The organism is Actinomadura syzygii (genome assembly GCF_008085905.1).
Lineage (GTDB): Bacteria > Actinomycetota > Actinomycetes > Streptosporangiales > Streptosporangiaceae > Spirillospora > Spirillospora syzygii.
Window position 1 is genome coordinate 572,173 of the sequence record NZ_VSFF01000003.1, and the last position, 14,761, is coordinate 586,933.

General features: G+C 75.2%; 18 protein-coding genes and 1 riboswitch. Of the genes, 10 read left to right on the forward strand and 8 right to left on the reverse strand.

Annotated features, from left to right (window positions below; all coding sequences use genetic code 11):
* Positions 1–78: 78 nt before the first annotated feature.
* From FXF65_RS09845 to FXF65_RS09860, 4 genes are all read left to right on the forward strand, one after another.
* Complete coding sequence (locus FXF65_RS09845) at positions 79–534, forward strand: MarR family winged helix-turn-helix transcriptional regulator (RefSeq protein WP_148349379.1); 456 nt, start codon at positions 79–81, stop codon at positions 532–534.
* Between the two features lie 122 nt (positions 535–656).
* Positions 657–1,784 (forward strand): sensor histidine kinase, encoded by a 1,128-nt coding sequence (locus FXF65_RS09850; RefSeq protein WP_148349380.1) that lies wholly within the window; start codon positions 657–659, stop codon positions 1,782–1,784.
* Positions 1,781–2,455, forward strand: coding sequence for a response regulator transcription factor (locus FXF65_RS09855; RefSeq protein ID WP_148349381.1), 675 nt, complete (start codon positions 1,781–1,783; stop codon positions 2,453–2,455). The genes FXF65_RS09850 and FXF65_RS09855 overlap by 4 nt, the downstream gene beginning before the upstream one ends.
* A gap of 91 nt (positions 2,456–2,546) precedes the next feature.
* Complete coding sequence (locus FXF65_RS09860; RefSeq protein ID WP_148349382.1) at positions 2,547–2,759, forward strand: hypothetical protein; 213 nt, start codon at positions 2,547–2,549, stop codon at positions 2,757–2,759.
* A gap of 13 nt (positions 2,760–2,772) precedes the next feature.
* Here the strand turns inward: FXF65_RS09860 and FXF65_RS09865 are convergent, their stop codons facing one another.
* Entirely contained in the window at positions 2,773–3,360 is a 588-nt protein-coding gene (locus tag FXF65_RS09865; RefSeq protein ID WP_148349383.1) for a TetR/AcrR family transcriptional regulator, read from the reverse strand.
* A 59-nt stretch (positions 3,361–3,419) separates the two neighbouring features.
* Between FXF65_RS09865 and FXF65_RS09870 the strand changes: the two genes are divergently transcribed.
* On the forward strand, positions 3,420–4,262 hold the full coding sequence (locus FXF65_RS09870) for a class I SAM-dependent methyltransferase (RefSeq protein WP_148349384.1): 843 nt from the start codon (positions 3,420–3,422) through the stop codon (positions 4,260–4,262).
* On the opposite strand, the gene pdxR is transcribed toward FXF65_RS09870, so the two are convergent.
* On the reverse strand, positions 4,230–5,624 hold the full coding sequence (gene pdxR, locus FXF65_RS09875; protein WP_148349385.1) for a MocR-like pyridoxine biosynthesis transcription factor PdxR: 1,395 nt from the start codon (positions 5,622–5,624) through the stop codon (positions 4,230–4,232). The genes FXF65_RS09870 and pdxR overlap by 33 nt on opposite strands.
* Before the next feature lie 47 nt (positions 5,625–5,671).
* Here pdxR and FXF65_RS09880 point away from each other — a divergent pair, with 47 nt between their 5' ends.
* Positions 5,672–6,400 carry a metallophosphoesterase gene (locus FXF65_RS09880; RefSeq protein WP_148349386.1) on the forward strand — a complete coding sequence of 243 codons (729 nt, stop codon included), beginning with the start codon at positions 5,672–5,674 and terminating at the stop codon, positions 6,398–6,400.
* Here the strand turns inward: FXF65_RS09880 and FXF65_RS09885 are convergent.
* Positions 6,397–6,951: a helix-turn-helix domain-containing protein gene (locus tag FXF65_RS09885; protein WP_187412189.1), complete on the reverse strand. Its 555-nt coding sequence runs from the start codon at positions 6,949–6,951 to the stop codon at positions 6,397–6,399. The genes FXF65_RS09880 and FXF65_RS09885 overlap by 4 nt on opposite strands.
* 100 nt (positions 6,952–7,051) lie before the next feature.
* Here FXF65_RS09885 and FXF65_RS09890 point away from each other — a divergent pair, with 100 nt between their 5' ends.
* Positions 7,052–7,807 (forward strand): aspartate/glutamate racemase family protein, encoded by a 756-nt coding sequence (locus FXF65_RS09890; RefSeq protein WP_148349388.1) that lies wholly within the window; start codon positions 7,052–7,054, stop codon positions 7,805–7,807.
* A gap of 35 nt (positions 7,808–7,842) precedes the next feature.
* Entirely contained in the window at positions 7,843–8,616 is a 774-nt protein-coding gene (locus tag FXF65_RS09895; RefSeq protein ID WP_148349389.1) for an isocitrate lyase/PEP mutase family protein, read from the forward strand.
* On the opposite strand, the gene FXF65_RS09900 is transcribed toward FXF65_RS09895, so the two are convergent.
* Both FXF65_RS09900 and FXF65_RS09905 read right to left on the reverse strand, forming a co-directional pair.
* On the reverse strand, positions 8,613–9,200 hold the full coding sequence (locus FXF65_RS09900) for a GNAT family N-acetyltransferase (protein ID WP_148349390.1): 588 nt from the start codon (positions 9,198–9,200) through the stop codon (positions 8,613–8,615). The genes FXF65_RS09895 and FXF65_RS09900 overlap by 4 nt on opposite strands.
* Entirely contained in the window at positions 9,193–9,879 is a 687-nt protein-coding gene (locus FXF65_RS09905) for a carboxymuconolactone decarboxylase family protein (RefSeq protein ID WP_246198456.1), read from the reverse strand. The genes FXF65_RS09900 and FXF65_RS09905 overlap by 8 nt, the downstream gene beginning before the upstream one ends.
* 140 nt (positions 9,880–10,019) lie before the next feature.
* Between FXF65_RS09905 and FXF65_RS09920 the strand changes: the two genes are divergently transcribed.
* On the forward strand, positions 10,020–11,003 hold the full coding sequence (locus FXF65_RS09920) for a class I SAM-dependent methyltransferase (RefSeq protein ID WP_187412190.1): 984 nt from the start codon (positions 10,020–10,022) through the stop codon (positions 11,001–11,003).
* Here the strand turns inward: FXF65_RS09920 and FXF65_RS09925 are convergent.
* Positions 10,970–12,241, reverse strand: coding sequence for a serine hydroxymethyltransferase (locus tag FXF65_RS09925; protein WP_148349391.1), 1,272 nt, complete (start codon positions 12,239–12,241; stop codon positions 10,970–10,972). The two genes, FXF65_RS09920 and FXF65_RS09925, sit on opposite strands and share 34 nt — an antisense overlap.
* Before the next feature lie 51 nt (positions 12,242–12,292).
* A riboswitch (ZMP/ZTP riboswitch) is annotated at positions 12,293–12,379 on the reverse strand.
* 261 nt (positions 12,380–12,640) lie between these two features.
* A complete protein-coding gene (locus FXF65_RS09930) occupies positions 12,641–13,372 on the reverse strand; it encodes a TetR/AcrR family transcriptional regulator (protein ID WP_148349392.1) in 732 nt (243 codons plus the stop codon).
* An 84-nt stretch (positions 13,373–13,456) separates the two neighbouring features.
* On the opposite strand from FXF65_RS09930, the gene FXF65_RS09935 reads away from it, so the two are divergent.
* Positions 13,457–14,266 carry an alpha/beta fold hydrolase gene (locus FXF65_RS09935; protein WP_148349393.1) on the forward strand — a complete coding sequence of 270 codons (810 nt, stop codon included), beginning with the start codon at positions 13,457–13,459 and terminating at the stop codon, positions 14,264–14,266.
* Positions 14,267–14,354: 88 nt separating this feature from the next.
* Here the strand turns inward: FXF65_RS09935 and FXF65_RS09940 are convergent, their stop codons facing one another.
* Positions 14,355–14,726 (reverse strand): RNA polymerase-binding protein RbpA, encoded by a 372-nt coding sequence (locus FXF65_RS09940; RefSeq protein WP_083980437.1) that lies wholly within the window; start codon positions 14,724–14,726, stop codon positions 14,355–14,357.
* Positions 14,727–14,761: the final 35 nt, after the last annotated feature.

Below are 14,761 nucleotides of genomic sequence, written 5' to 3' on the forward strand. Positions count from 1 at the left end.
CCTCACAGTTATATGCTTAGAGCATGGAGATGCTAGACACATTTAGATGAGGTGCGCAACCTGGCTAGACTTGCGGCCATGAGCGACGAGGCACTGGACGCCGTCGAGCGGAGCATGGTCAGGCTCCGCCGCGGGATGGCGCGGCAGCGGCTCGGGAAGGCCGCCGTCCGGGACCACAACCTGCCCGTGGACGTCCAGGTCCTGCACGTCGTGGACGTCGTCGACGAGGGCCCCGACCGTCCCGGCCAGGAGATGAGCGTCGGGCTCGTCGCCGCCCGGCTCGGCGTCGACGCCTCGCGCGGCAGCCGCATCGTCGCGGAGGCCGTCAAGTCCGGGTACGTCCGCCGGGTCGCGTCCCAGGAGGACGGGCGCCGCATCCACCTGGAGCTGACCGACGCGGGCCGGGCGGTCGTGGACGCCACCCGCCGCACCCGCCAGGAGCACTTCGCCCAGGCCATGGCCGACTGGACGGACGCCGAGCGCGCCGAGTTCGCCCGCCTGCTCGGCCGGTTCGTCCACACCTACGAGGGCTGACCGGCCTACGACCCGGGTTGCGGGTGCGGCGCGTCGGGCTACGCCTCCGGTCGCGGTCCGGCGGGCCGCCCCTCGGCCGCACGGCCGATCATTCCGGCCCGGACGCCGTCTACGCTGGCCGCATGGGTGGTCGCCGGTTCCCGAGCGCTCCGCGCGGCCGCGCACGGGACGCGGCGGTCGCCGGCGGCGTGTTCGCCATCGTGGCCCTCAGCAGCGCCGACTCGCTGATCGGCGCCCGAAGGGAGCCGTGGGCGGTCACCGCGCTGGCCTGGGCGATGATCGCCGCCGCCTGCGGCGCGCTCTACTTCGGACGCCGCCGCCCCGTGCCGGTCGGCTTCGCCGTCCTGGTGCTGACCGTCGTCTTCTACCTCATGAGCGCCTACGACGGCGGGCTGATGGTCGCGCTGATCACGGCGCTGTACCTGGTCGCCGCCGAGGGGCACCTGCGCGCCGCGCTCGCCCTCGCCGCGCTGACCGTGCTCTTCACCGGCTTCGGGACGCTGGTCGGCAACGACAAGGTCAACGAGGTCGCGCTGTTCATGCTGACCGGCTGGGTGGTGGCGATGGTCGCGCTCGGCTGGGTCCGGCACAGCAGGCTCGCCTACCTGCGGGAGGCCGAGCGGCGCGCGGCGGGCGAGGAGCGGCTGCGCATCGCCCGCGAGCTGCACGACGTGGTCGGGCACCACCTGTCGCTGATCAACGTCCAGGCGGGCACGGCACTGCACCGCTACCACCGGGACCCGGCGCAGGGCGAGACCGCGCTCGCCGCGATCAAGGAGTCGAGCCGGGACGCGCTGCGCGACCTGCGCGCGACGCTCGGCGTGCTGCGGCAGGCCGACGAGGAGGCCCCGACCGCCCCGGCCCCCGGCCTGGACCGGATCGATGACCTCGTCGGCGCGGCGCGGGCGGCGGGACTCACCGTCCGCGCCCGGCTGGACGGCGCGGCCGACCCGCCGACCGAGGTCGGGCTGGCGGCGTACCGGATCGTCCAGGAGTCGCTGACGAACGTGTCGCGGCACGCGCGGGCGGCGCAGGTCGTCGTCAGCGTCGCGGACGGTCCGGGCGGCCTGCTCGTCGAGGTCGCCGACGACGGCCGGGGCGCGACCGCCGTCCCGGCGGGGCCGGGCAGCGGCGTGGACGGGATGCGCGAGCGCGCCCGCGCCCTCGGCGGCGAGCTGACCGCGGGGCCGGGGCCCGACGGCGGGTTCGTCGTCCGGGCGCGGCTCCCCTACCGGGACGGACCACCATGATCGAGGTTCTGCTGGCCGACGACCAGCGGCTCGTCCGCGCGGGCTTCCGCTCCATCCTGGACGACGAGGACGACATCACCGTCACCGGCGAGGCCGCGAACGGCGAGGAGGCCCTCGCGGCGTGCCGGGAGCTGCGCCCCGACGTGGCGCTGCTCGACGTCCGGATGCCCGGCATGGACGGCCTGGAGGCGGCCCGCCGGATCACCGGCGACCCGCGGCTCGACGGCGTCCGCGTCGTCATCCTCACCACCTTCGACCTGGACGAGTACGTCTACGGCGCGCTGCGCGCCGGGGCGACCGGGTTCCTGCTCAAGGACACCGAGCCCGCCGAGCTGATCCACGCCGTGCGGGTCGCGGCGCGCGGGGACGCGCTGATCACGCCGTCCGTCACCCGGCGGCTGATCGGGGAGTTCGCCGGGCGCGTCCAGGCGCCGCGGCCGGGACCGCGGCTGCGCTCGCTCACCGCCCGCGAGCGCGAGGTGATGCAGCTCGTCGCGACGGGGCTGACCAACGACGAGATCGCGGCGCACCTCGTGCTGAGCCCGGCGACGGCGAAGACGCACGTCAGCCGCATCATGTCCAAGCTGGACGTGCGTGACCGCGCGCAGCTCGTCATCCTCGCCTACGAGTCGGGCATGGTCAGCCCCGGCTGGATACGACCGGAGCGGTAGCCGCCCCGCCCGCCCGCGACCGGCGGCGTATCGCGGAATGACCGCCCCGGGCGGACGCGGTCCGGCGGTCCGCGCGGCGAACCTGGGCGGCATGAGCATCTCGGGCGCCATGGTCGGATTCCTGGTCGGCGGAGCGGCGGGCTTCCTGCTGACGGAGACGGTCGGCGCGTTCTTCACCTTCGTCCTGGACCGCACCCTGGACGTCGACGGCACCGGCGTCCTGCTGGCCGCCTTCGTCGCCGTCCCGATCGTCTGCGCGATCGCGGGCGCGGTGGTCGGCGCCCGCTTCCAAAGCCGCGGCTGACGGTGGACCCCGCCTACCGGAGGACGCCCGCCATCACCGTGGTCACCATCCGCTGGACGGCGGCGGCGTCCGGTGGTCCGGCGGCGCGGTCGGCGAACAGCAGGTGGCCGGCGCCGATGAGCGTCGGGGCGAGGGTCTCGACGTCGGCGCCGGCCGCGATCCGGCCGAGGTCGCGCTCGGCGGCGAGGTAGCCCTCGACCATGACCGCGGCCTCGGTCAGCACGGGGACGCCCGCGGGCCAGGCGCGGCGCAGCCGGACGCGCAGCGCGTCCCGGAACGTGACGAGCGCGACGATCGCGACGGCGACCGACCCGAACAGGGCCGACAGGGCGTCCGCGAGGTTGCCGGTGACGGTGCCCGTCCCGGCGGCGGCGCGGAGCGCGGCGGCCGCGGCGTCCATCCGGTCGACGCGGTCGAGGACGAACTCGGCGAGGAAGGCGTCGAAGTCCTCGAAGTGCCGGTGCAGGACGCCCTTGGCGCACCCCGCCTCCGTGGTCACCGCCCGGCTGGTGAGGCCGCTCGGACCGTCCCTGAGCAGGATGCGGTCGGCGGCGTCGAACAGTTGCTCCCGCACGTCGCGCAGGGCCACCCCGGTCGGCACCGTCTGTGTCTCCTTCGTTCCCGATGGACGAGTGGGCACTTGCCCACTATGGTGGGCGCATGCCCACTATAGCGCCGGAGCCAGGCCCTCCCTCTGATCCCCAGCTGCACCGCGACCGGCGGATGGCGGAGTCGTTCGGCACGGACGCCGAGCGCTACGACCGCGCCCGCCCCAGCTACCCGGACGCCGTGATCGAGCGGATCGCCGCCGCCTGCCCCGGCCCGGAGCTCCTCGACGTCGGCTGCGGCACCGGCATCGCCGCCCGGCGGTTCCAGGCCGCGGGCCGCACGGTGCTCGGCGTCGAGCCGGACGCCCGGATGGCCGAACTCGCGCGGCGGCTCGGCACCGACGTCGAGGTCGCGACGATCGAGGACTGGGACCCGGCGGGCCGGACGTTCGACGGCGTCGTCTCCGGCCAGGCGTGGCACTGGGTCGACCCGGTCGCGGGCGCGGCCAAGGCGGCGCGGGTGCTGCGTCCCGGCGGCGTGCTGGCCGCGTTCTGGAACGCGCCCCGGCCGCCGCCGGAGATCGTGGACGCGCTCGCCGAGGCCGTCCGCCGGGTCGTCCCGGACATCCCGGTCGACGTCACGGCGATGAAGCGGCCGATCGAGGAGACCTATCCGGCGCTGATCGGCAAGGTCGCGGACGGCGTCCGCGCGGCGGGCGCGTTCGGCCCCCTCGACGAGTGGCCGCACGAATGGACGCGCCCCTACACCCGCGACGAGTGGCTCGACCAGCTCCCCACGGCCGGCGTCTTCACCCGCCTCGCGCCGGACCGGCTGGCCGAGGTCGCCGAACTCACCGGGCAGGCCATCGACCGGCTCGGCGGCGGCTTCACCATGGCCTACACCACGCTCGTGGTCATGGCGTCACGGGTCGAGGGCGGCGCAGAGCGCGGCTAGCGCGGGACGGTACGCGGCCCTGGACGGCGTGCTGTACCCGACGACGAATCCCTGCGGCCGCCCGTCCGGGTCCTGCCAGTGGCCGCGGAGCGGCATCAGCGCGAGGCGAAGGGCGGCGGCGCGCGCCATGACCTCGTCCTCGGACGGGCCGCCGTCCGGGAGCAGGACGAGCGCGTGCAGCCCGGCCGCGACCCCGCGCACCCGCACCCGCGGCGCCCGCGCCCGCAGCGTCTCGACCAGCAGGTCGCGGCGCCGCCGGTAGCGGAGCCTGGACGCCCGAACGTGCCGGTCGTAGGCGTGCGTGCGGATCAGGTCGGCGAGGACGAGCTGCGCGAGCGACTGGGTGTGCGCGTCCGCGAGGCGCTTCGCCTCGGCGAACGGCTCGACCAGCCGCGCGGGCAGCGCCGTCCAGGCGAGGCGCATCGCGGGGGCGAGCGTCTTCGACGTGGTCCCCGCGTACACGACGTGGTCGGGCGCCGTGCCCTGCAGCGCGCCGACCGGCCGCCGGTCGAAGCGGAACTCGCCGTCGAAGTCGTCCTCGACGATCACGCCGCCGGTGCGCCGGGCCCATGCGGCGAAGGCGCGGCGGCGGTCCGGGCCGAGGGTCGCGCCGGACGGGTACTGGTGCGCCGGGGTGAGGACGGCCGCGCCCGCCCCGCCGAGCGCCCCGGGCAGCGCGCCGTGCTCGTCCACCGGCAGCGGCACGATCTCCGCCCCGGCCCGCCGGACGATCTCCTGGTGGAAGGGATGCCCGGGCTCCTCCATCGCGACCGCCGCCGTCCCGGCCTCGGCGAGGACCCCGGTGAGCAGGCCGAGCGACTGCGCGTACCCGGAGGTGACGACGATCCGGTCCGGAGTCGCGTGGACGCCGCGGGCGCGTCCGAGGTACACGGCGAGGGCCTCGCGCAGCTCGGGACGGCCGCGCGGGTCGCCGAGCGCGTGCGCCTCCGGCGGCGCGGCGGCGAGGACGCGCCGCGTCGAGCGCAGCCACGCCTCCGCCGGGAACACGCTGAGGTCGGGGCGGCCGGGCAGCAGGTCGTGCGCGGGTTCGGCGGGCGGCGCGAGCCGTCCGGCGGCGGGCGCCGGGGCGGGTCCGGCGGTCTCGGCGACACGGGTCCGCGAGCCGGGCGTCGCCGTGAGGTACCCCTCGGCCGCGAGCTGGTCGTAGGCGGCGCTGACCGTTCCGCGCGCAAGTCCCAGCTCGGCGGACAGAGCGCGGGTCGAGGGCAGCGCGGCGCCGGGCGCGAGGCGTCCGGTCGCGATCGCCGCGCGGAGCGCGTGTTCGAGCCCCGCCCGGCGACCGCGCGACGGATCGACGTCCAGGTGCAGGTCGACGCCCGAACCGGTCCAATCTTGCGGCATGGAACTGGATCTTATTCATGGGCCGGTCGCCGCCTAGATTCATGGGCATGCTTGTTTTCGCGCAGATCAGCGACACGCACCTCGACGGCGGCGACCACCGGGCCGAGCGCGCCGCCCGGGTCATGGCGCACCTGGACGGGCTGCCGCTCGACGCCGTCCTCGTCACCGGGGACATCGCCGACCACGGCGAGCCCGCCGAGTATGAGCAGGCCGTGAAGGCGCTCGCGTCCAGGCACCGGGTGCTGGCGTGCCCCGGCAACCACGACGCCCGGGGCCCGTACCGGACGGTCCTACTCGGCGAGCCCGCTTCCGACGACCCGATAGACCGCGCCCACACGGTGGCGGGGACGGTGTTCGCGATGTGCGACTCCACGATCCCCGGTCGGCCCGACGGGTTCCTCGCGGACGAGACCCTCGACTGGCTCGACGAGCGCCTAGCGGCCGACCCCGACGCGCCCGCGTTCGTCTGCTTCCACCACCCGCCGGTGCCGGTGGGCATTCCCTACGTGGACGAGATCCGCCAGTCCGGCGAGGAGCGGCTCGCGGCGTTGATCGAGCGGCATCCGCGGGTGGTGGCCTTCCTGTGCGGGCACGCGCACACGGCTGCGGCCACGACGTTCGCCGGGCGTCCGCTGCTCGTCGCGCCCGGCGTCGTGTCCACGCTGCGGCTGCCCGGCGAGGCCGGGGACGTGGCCGACGAGGCGGCCCCGCCCGGCTTCGCGCTCCACGTCCTGGACGACGACGGCCGCCTGACCACGCATTACCGCACCGTCTAGACGTACTCCATCAGGAACACCGCCGACGTCCCGGGCTCCAGCGCCTCGAACACGTGGGGCGCGTCGCCGGGGTAGGTCACGTAGTCGCCCGGCGCCAGCTCCGCCGGTTCGCCCGGCGGGCCGACGCGGGCGCGTCCCGAGGCGAGGACGACGTGCTCGACCGTCCCCGGCGGGTGCGGGTCCGAGGCGCGGGGCTCGCCGGGCCCGGCGGTCACGCGGTACAGGTCGCGGCGGGCGTGCGGCGGGCAGGCCGCCAGCAGCGCGGCGGCGTAGTCGGCCCGCTCGGCGCGCGCGGCCGGGCCCTCCCCCGCGCGGACCACCCGGACGGCGGTCCGCGGCGGCTCGACCAGGCGGCTGAACGGGACGTCCAGCGCCGTCCCGAGCGCCCACAGGGTCTCGACGCTCGGGTTGCCGCCGCCCGCCTCCAGCTGGGACAGCGTCGACTTGGCGAGCCCGGCCCGCCGGGCGAGGTCGGTCTGCGACAGCCCGGCGCGCTCCCGCTCCCGGCGGATGGCGGCGGCGATCCGTCCGATCAGGTCGGCGTTCCCCATGTGTTCGCTCCAGACGTCCGGCAGTTCGGTTTGACGAACAGGCGCTCGGCTGTTCATGCTAGTGGACGAATGTTCGCCACACCGAACAGGGGGACTCGGCATGGAGCATCTCGGCATCCTCGCCCACAGCATGGAGGGCGCCACGCTGTGCCTCCGGACGTTCTGCCGGGAGGGGTTCCGCGAGCTCGGCCCCGACGACCACCCGGACGTGACGCTCGACCTCATCGCGCTCGCCCGGAGCATGCCCGCCTGGGACGCGGGCGACCACGACGCGATCCGGACGACGCTCGCCGAGAGCGTCCGGCGGCTCGCGGCGGCCGGCGCGGGCTTCTTCGCCTGCCCGGACAACACCGCGCACATGGCCCTCGAACGTCCCGGCCCCGACCTGGCGCTGCCCGGCCTGCACATCGCGCGGGTCGTCGCCGACCAGGCCGCACGCGACGGCCGCGCCCGCGTCGGCGTCCTCGGCACGAGATACACCATGGACGGCCCGGTCTACCCCCGCGAGCTGGCCGCGCGCGGCATCGCCGCCGAGATCCCGGACGCGGACGACCGGGAGACCGTCCACCGGATCATCTTCGACGAGTTGGTCAACGGGATCTTCACGGCCGAGTCGCGGCGCGCGTACGTCGGCGTCATCAAGCGGCTCGCCGAACGCGGCTGCGACGCCGTCGCACTCGTCTGCACCGAGATCCCGCTGCTCGTCGCCCCGGAAGAGTCGCCGCTGCCCACGCTCGACTCCACCCGCCTGCTCGCCCGCGCCGCGTTCGAGACGGCGGTCGGCGCGCGTCCGCTCCCCGCGTGGCGCGGCGGCCCGGTCGACGCTTCGTCCGGCGCCGAAACGAACCGCGCTTAGAGTCGTGAGCGCGCCAAAAAAAGGGGGGACGACCAATGAGCTTCCACGACCTGCACCACGGTGATCGTCCGCTGCTGCTGCCGAACGCCTGGGACTTCGCGAGCGGCGCCGCGCTGGCCGACGCCGGGTTCGCCGCGATCGGCACGACCAGCCTCGGGGTCGCGGCGGCGGCCGGGAAGCCCGACGCCGCCGGGCGCACGCGGGCGGAGACGGTCGCGCTGGCCCGCGCCCTGTCCCGGCTCCCGGTGCCGGTCAGCGTCGACATCGAGGGCGGGTTCTCCACCCGGCCTTCGGACGTCGCCGATCTCGTCGCCGAACTGGCCTCGTTCGGCGTCGCCGGGGTCAACCTGGAGGACGGCCGCGCCGACGGGACGCTCGCCCCGCTCGACCACCAGACCGCCGTCATCGCCGCCGTGAAGCGGGCCGCGCCGCACGTGTTCCTCAACGCCCGCACCGACACGCTCTGGCTCGGCGAACCCGACCTCGGCGAGACGCTGCGCCGGACGCGCGCCTACGCGGAGGCGGGCGCGGACGGGGTCTTCGTCCCCGGCATCGCGGACGACGCCGACATCACCGCCGTGCTGGACGCGGCCCCGGTGCCGCTGAACGTCCTCTTCCTCCCGGGCAGGACGGAGTACGCGCGCCTGGCCCGGCTCGGCGTGCACCGGGTCAGCACGGGATCGCTGCTGTTCCGGACGGCGCTGCGGACGGCCGTGGTCACCGCGCTCGGCGTCGAAGGCGACGGCGCCGACCGTCCCGTGCCCTCGTACGCGGACGTGCAGGCGCTCCTCCAGGGCGGCGGACGCTAAGGAACGGCGTCGACGATTCGGCGGGACCCGATCCAGCGGGAGCGCTCGGCGGCGTAGTAGGCGGCGCCGTCCGGGCCGCGCGGGCCCTCCGGCCTGCGGCGCATCCCGAGCTGCAGCGCGATCTCCGCCGACGACGGGTTCGCCGTGTCGATCTCGGCGGTGACGCGGTGCACGCCGACCACCCCGAACGCGTAGTCGAGCACCGCGCGGGACGCCTCGGCTGCGAGGCCCTGCCCCCACCGGTCCGGTTCCAGGCTGTAGAGGATCTCGACGTCGGCGCCGTTGCCGAGGGGGCCGTCGTGATGGCTGAGCCCGGCGACCCCGATCAGCGGCTCGCCCGGCGCGGCCGCGTCGATCCCGCCGTCCCAGCGGACCGGGCGCAGCGCCCACAGCCCGTAGCCCTCGGTGGCGAAGTCCCGCTCGCTGGCGTCGATGATCTCCGCGACCTGGACGGCGGAGATCAGCCGGTCGTCGAACAGGTGGCGCCGGACGAGCGGGCCCGTCCAGTGCGTGAGCAGCGCGGCGCGGTCGTCCGCCGTCACCGGGTGCAGGGCGAGCCGCACCGTGCGAAGCACCTCACTCATGCCCGTCCTCCGGTACCGGTGGCCACGCGGGCGGGGCCTCGCCGTCCGGGACGCCCACCCGGAACACGCGGAGCTGCACCGCCAGCGCCTTGTAGTAGCCGACGAGCGTGACCAGCTCCACGAGCGCGGTGCGGCCGAGCGTCGCCGCCGCCTCGGTGAACACGGCGTCGGCGAGGTCGCCCTCGGCGGCGAGCTGCCGGGCCGCCTCGTGCACGACGCGCTCGCGGACGTCGCCGAGCATCGGTGCGCGGCCCTCGCGCAGCGCGTCCAATTCGGCCTGGGTGAGGCCGTGCCGGCGGCCGATCCGCTCGTGCGCGTACCACTCGTAGTCGGACCGGACGTGCGCGGCGACGACCAGCGTCGCGATCTCCCGTTCGCGCTTGGTGAACGCGGTGCGGAAGCGCAGCGCGGCGCCGAGGTCCTGCAGCGGCAGCCCCACCGACGGGCTGTACAGCATGGCGTTGAAGGGGCCGAGGAGGCGTCCGGACTCGTCGGCCAGGCCGTAGGGCGGGGGCCCGGCCGACGTGCGCGGACCGCCGGTCACCGCCTCGTACACGGCGCGCTGCTCGTCGCTGAGCGAGCCGGGGAGCAGCAGGGGGAGCCGCGCCGAGGACGGGCCGGGGACCGGACCGGGCCGGGGTCGATCGTTGACGCGCTCACCGCTCACGGGGTCGATCACTTACCGCACGCTAGGCGGTCCGCCGGGGCGGCTCAAGCCCCGTCCGGAATGTGAAACCCCGCGCGCAGGATGAGGTGGCGGTCGCGTAACCCGGCCGAACCGGCGTCCCACCGGCCCCGCGCGCTGGCAGGATGTCCCGGATGAGCGGCATCTACGACGACCCCTGGGCGTACGAGCTGGCGTGCGCGTTCCGCGACGTGCCCGCCGAAGTTGACGCGCTGCTCGGCTGGTACGCCGAGCACGCCACGGACGCCGAGCACGCCACGGACGCCGGGCACGCCACGGACGCCGGGCACGCCACGGACGCCGGGCACGCCACGGACGCCGAGCACGCCACGGACGCCGGGCACGCCACGGACGCCGGGCACGCCACCGACGCCGGGCGCGCCGCGCCGTCCGGGGCGGGTCCGGCGACGGTGCTGGAGCTCGCCGCCGGACCGGCCGAGCACGCCCGCGAGTTCGCCCGCCGGGGGGTCGCCGCGACCGCGCTCGACCTGAACCCGCGGATGTGCGCGTACGCGTCCCGCGAGGCGGCGCGCGAGGGCGTCGCGGTGGACGTCGTCGAGGGCGACATGACGCGGCTCGACCTCGGCCGCCGGTTCGACCTCGCCGTGACCATGCTGGACTCGACGTCCCACCTGATGACGCTGGACGCGCTGGTCGCGCACCTGCGCGGGGTCGCGGCGCACCTGTCCCCCGGCGGCCTCTACATCGTCGAGATGTCGCACCCGCGCGACCGGCTCACCGACGACCCGAGCGTCAGCGCCGGCTGGACGGTCGAGCGCGACGGCGTCCACGCGGGCGTGCGGTGGGGCGAGCCGGGCGACCGGCTCGACCCCGTCACGCAGGTCTCCGCCGACCACGTCACGGTGACGATCACCGCGGACGGCGGGACGCGGGTCATCCGCGACGTCGTCCCCTACCGGTTCTGGACGGCGACCGAGTTGGACGCCGCGATCCGCCTCGCGGGCGGCCTGGACGCCGTCGCCCAATACGGCGACTTCGGGGTCGGTGAGGGCGCGGTGCCCCTCACCGACCCCGGCGCCTGGCGAATGATCACCGTGCTGCGGCCGGCCGCAGCCGCCCCGGGTCAGGGCGTCGGCGCCCAGCCCGGCATCGGGTAGCCCGCGAGCAGCTCGCGGACCTGCCCGGCGACCCGCTCGACGACCGCCTCGTCCTGCTTGGCGGCGGCCTGCACGACCTCGTCGATCCACGCCGCGACCTGCGGCATCCGCGCCTCGTCCAGCCCGCGGGTGGTGATCGCGGCGGTGCCGATCCGCAGCCCCGACGGGTCGAACGGCTTGCGCGGGTCGAACGGGACGGCGTTGTAGTTCAGCTCGATCCCGGCCCGGTCGAGCGCCTGCGCGGCGGGCTTGCCCGCGACGCCCTTGTTGGTCAAGTCGATCAGGATGAGGTGGTTGTCGGTGCCGCCGGAGATCAGGTCGTAGCCGCGGTCCACCAGCGCGGCGGCGAGCACCTTCGCGTTCGCGACGATCTGCCGCGCGTACGAGGCGAACTCGGGCCGCGCCGCCTCCTTCAGCGCGACGGCGATCGCGGCCGTCGTGTGGTCGTGCGGGCCGCCCTGCAGACCCGGGAACACGGCCTTGTCGACCGCCTTGGCGTGCTCGGCGGTGGACAGGATCATCGCGCCGCGCGGGCCGCGCAGCGTCTTGTGCGTGGTCGTGGTGATCACGTCCGCGTGGCCGACCGGGGACGGGTGCGCGCCGCCCGCGATCAGGCCCGCGATGTGCGCGACGTCGGCGGTGAGCACCGCGCCCGCCTCCCGCGCGATCTCGGCGAACGCGGGGAAGTCGATCGTGCGCGGGATGGCGGTGCCGCCGCACCAGATCACCTTCGGGCGCTCCTTGAGCGCCAGGTCGCGCACCTGGTCCATGTCGACCCGCCCGGTGTCGGCGCGCACGTCGTACCGGACGGGCCGGAACCACTTCCCGGTCGCCGACACCGACCAGCCGTGCGTGAGGTGCCCGCCCATCGGCAGCGACAGGCCCAGCACCGGGTCGCCCGGTTCCAGGAACGCCATGTAGACGGCGAGGTTCGCGGGCGACCCCGAGTAGGGCTGGACGTTCGCGTGCTCGGCCCCGAACAGCGCCTTCGCGCGCTCGACGGCGAGCGTCTCGATCGGGTCGACGTTCTGCTGGCCCTCGTAGTACCGCTTCCCGGCGTAGCCCTCGGAGTACTTGTTGGTCAGCACCGTGCCGGTGGCCTCCAGCACGGCCTGCGACACGTAGTTCTCCGAGGCGATCAGCCGCAGCTTCTCGTACTGGCGGCGGGCCTCGTCCTCGACCAGCCCGGCGATCTCGGGGTCCTGGTCCTTCAGATGGGGGACGGCTGGTTCGTGCATCGGAGCCTCCGCGCTGCTCGCGCCGGGGATCGGGCGCCCCGGCGAAGGGGGCCCGTACACCCAGGCGCGCGGTGTGCGGACTACTCTCGCTCCCCGGTGGTCGTCTCCACCTTGACTGCGCCAGTCGCGTGCGAGCCATCATACCGGGCCGCTCTTCCCCTGCGCGGAGGCCGCGCCGGACGCATCGGTCCATGCCGTGGACGCTAGGGGGACGTGCTGCGCATCGCTCCGTCAACCGCCGTTCGTTCGGTCTGAGCGCCCCGGCCCGTCATCCGTTCGCCGCGGCGGTCAGGCGGCGGTCACCGATAGGACGTTCGGCGTTCGCGTCGTCCCGACGTCGAAAGTTCGGACTGCTCCCGCGTGCGAAGCACGCTTCGGCGTCCCGTCCTTCGAAGGTTATTAGGCATCCCCGCACGGGGACGGACGGCGGGCCTCAAGTCCGTCGAGGAGGCAGTCGAGCGCGAACGCGAACCGGCGCTCGCACTCGCGGTCGACGTCGATCTCCGCTCCGGCGGCGGCGGACATCCGCGCGCCGAGCAGCGGATGCTCGTCGGCGATCCGGCGCAGGTGGTCGGCGGCCTGATCGCGCCACTCCGCGCCGCCGCCCGTCCGGTCGAGGGCGGCGCGCCAGGAGGTCTCGGCCATCATCGCGCCGACGACGTGGTCGTTGACGACGGCGAGGGCGGCGTCCAGGTCGCCGTCCGCGAACCCGGCCCGGGACAGGATCGTCAGCCCGGCCTCGGCGAGGGCGAGCGCGTTCGGCCCGAGGTTGGGCTGCCCAGCGAGGCCGGACAGCACCCACGGGTGGCGCAGCAGCATCGCGCGGTGCCGCCGGGCCAGGCCGCCGAGCGCGTCGCGCCAGCGGTCGGCGGGTGCCGCCCCGTCCTCGGCGACCTCGCCCAGGACGTGGTCCAGCGCGAGTTCGAGCAGTTCGTCCTTCGTGGTCACGTACCAGTACAGCGACCCCGCCGTGACACCCAGGTCGGACGCGATCCGCCGCATGGACAGGCCCCGCGCCCCCTCCGCGTCGAGGACGGCGACCGCGCGGGCGACGATCCGGTCGCGGCTCAGCCGCCGGTCGCGGGACGGACGTTCGGGACGCAGCCAGACGGAAGGCGAAGGCGTGGGCACGCCCCCACCCTAGCCCCTTGCCATACGCCGTTCACTTTCTTATACATTGTTCAAGGAAGCTGAACGATGTTCAAGGAGGCGGAGATGTCCGGAGACGTGCACGTGACCGTCTGGGACGAGACGGGCGGGACGGGACCGCCCGCGATCCTCGTCCACGGCTCGACGGCCTGGGGCGACGACCCTGTCCTCGGGTTCGCGGCGCAGCGCCCGCTGGCGGACCGGTTCCGCGTCCTCGCCATGGACCGGCGCGGCCACGGCGGCAGCGGTGGGACGGGCTCGTCCGAGTACGCCGGCGACTACGAGGCCGACACCGCCGACATCGCGGCGCTGATGGGCGACGGCGCGCACCTCGTCGGCCACTCCTACGGCGCGGTCGGCGCCATGCTCGCGGCGGCGCGGCGTCCCGAGGCGGTCCTGTCGCTGGCGCTGATCGAACCGGGCTGCTACCAGGCGGCGGCGGACGACCCGGTCGTCGCCGCGGCGCTCCGCGCCAACCGGGAGGCGATCGCGAACGTCCCCGCGGACGTGCCCGCCGACGTCTACCTCAAGGCCGCGGCGGACGCGGCCGGGCTGCCGCCGCTGGACCCGACGCCCCGCCGCCTGCGCGCCGTCCGGACGGCGCTGCGCGAGCGGGTCTGCTGGGAGGCGCCTATCCCGGTGGCGGAACTGGCCGCCCGGACGTGGCCGAAGCTCGTCCTGTCCGGGACGTGGGAGACGGCGCCCGCCCCCTACCGGGAGCGCGGCGGGGAGCCGCTGATGGCGTGCGCGCGGGTCACCGCCGAGCGGATCGGGGCGCGGCTCGTACGCGTCCCCGGCACCGCGCACTATCCGCACGTGGACCGTCCCGAGGCCGTGAACGCGGCGCTCGCCGAACTGTGGACGTCCCAGTCCTAGCTGGCGCGCGAACGCGGGTGGCCGCGGAAACACGTATGGCCCAACCCCCTCGTGGGGTCGGGCCATGCGGTCGGTCGCGCGCGGGCGGTCAGCGCCCCGCGGACTCCAGGGCCTTCTTGACGGCGGCGCGCTTCTGGCGGAGCTTCGCGAGAGCCTCCTCCAGGATGGCCTCGCCGTCCTCGTCGCTGCGCCGCTCCTTCACGTACGCGAGGTGCGTCTTGTACGGCTCGGTCTTCGGCGGGGCCGGCGGGTTCTCCGAGTCCTGCCCGGCCGGGAAGCCGCAGCGCGGGCAGTCCCAGGTCTCGGGAACGGCGACGTCCGTCGCGAAGCTCGGGCGGGTCTCGTGCCGGTTGGCGCAATAGAAGGTCACCCATACGCGGGGGGCGGCGTCACCGCGTTCCGCCTCTCCCATCGGACCGGCCCCGACACGGCTGCCCCGAATCGCGTTGCCACTACCCACGGAGTACTCCTCGTCTGTCTTCCGCCGCCGCCCGT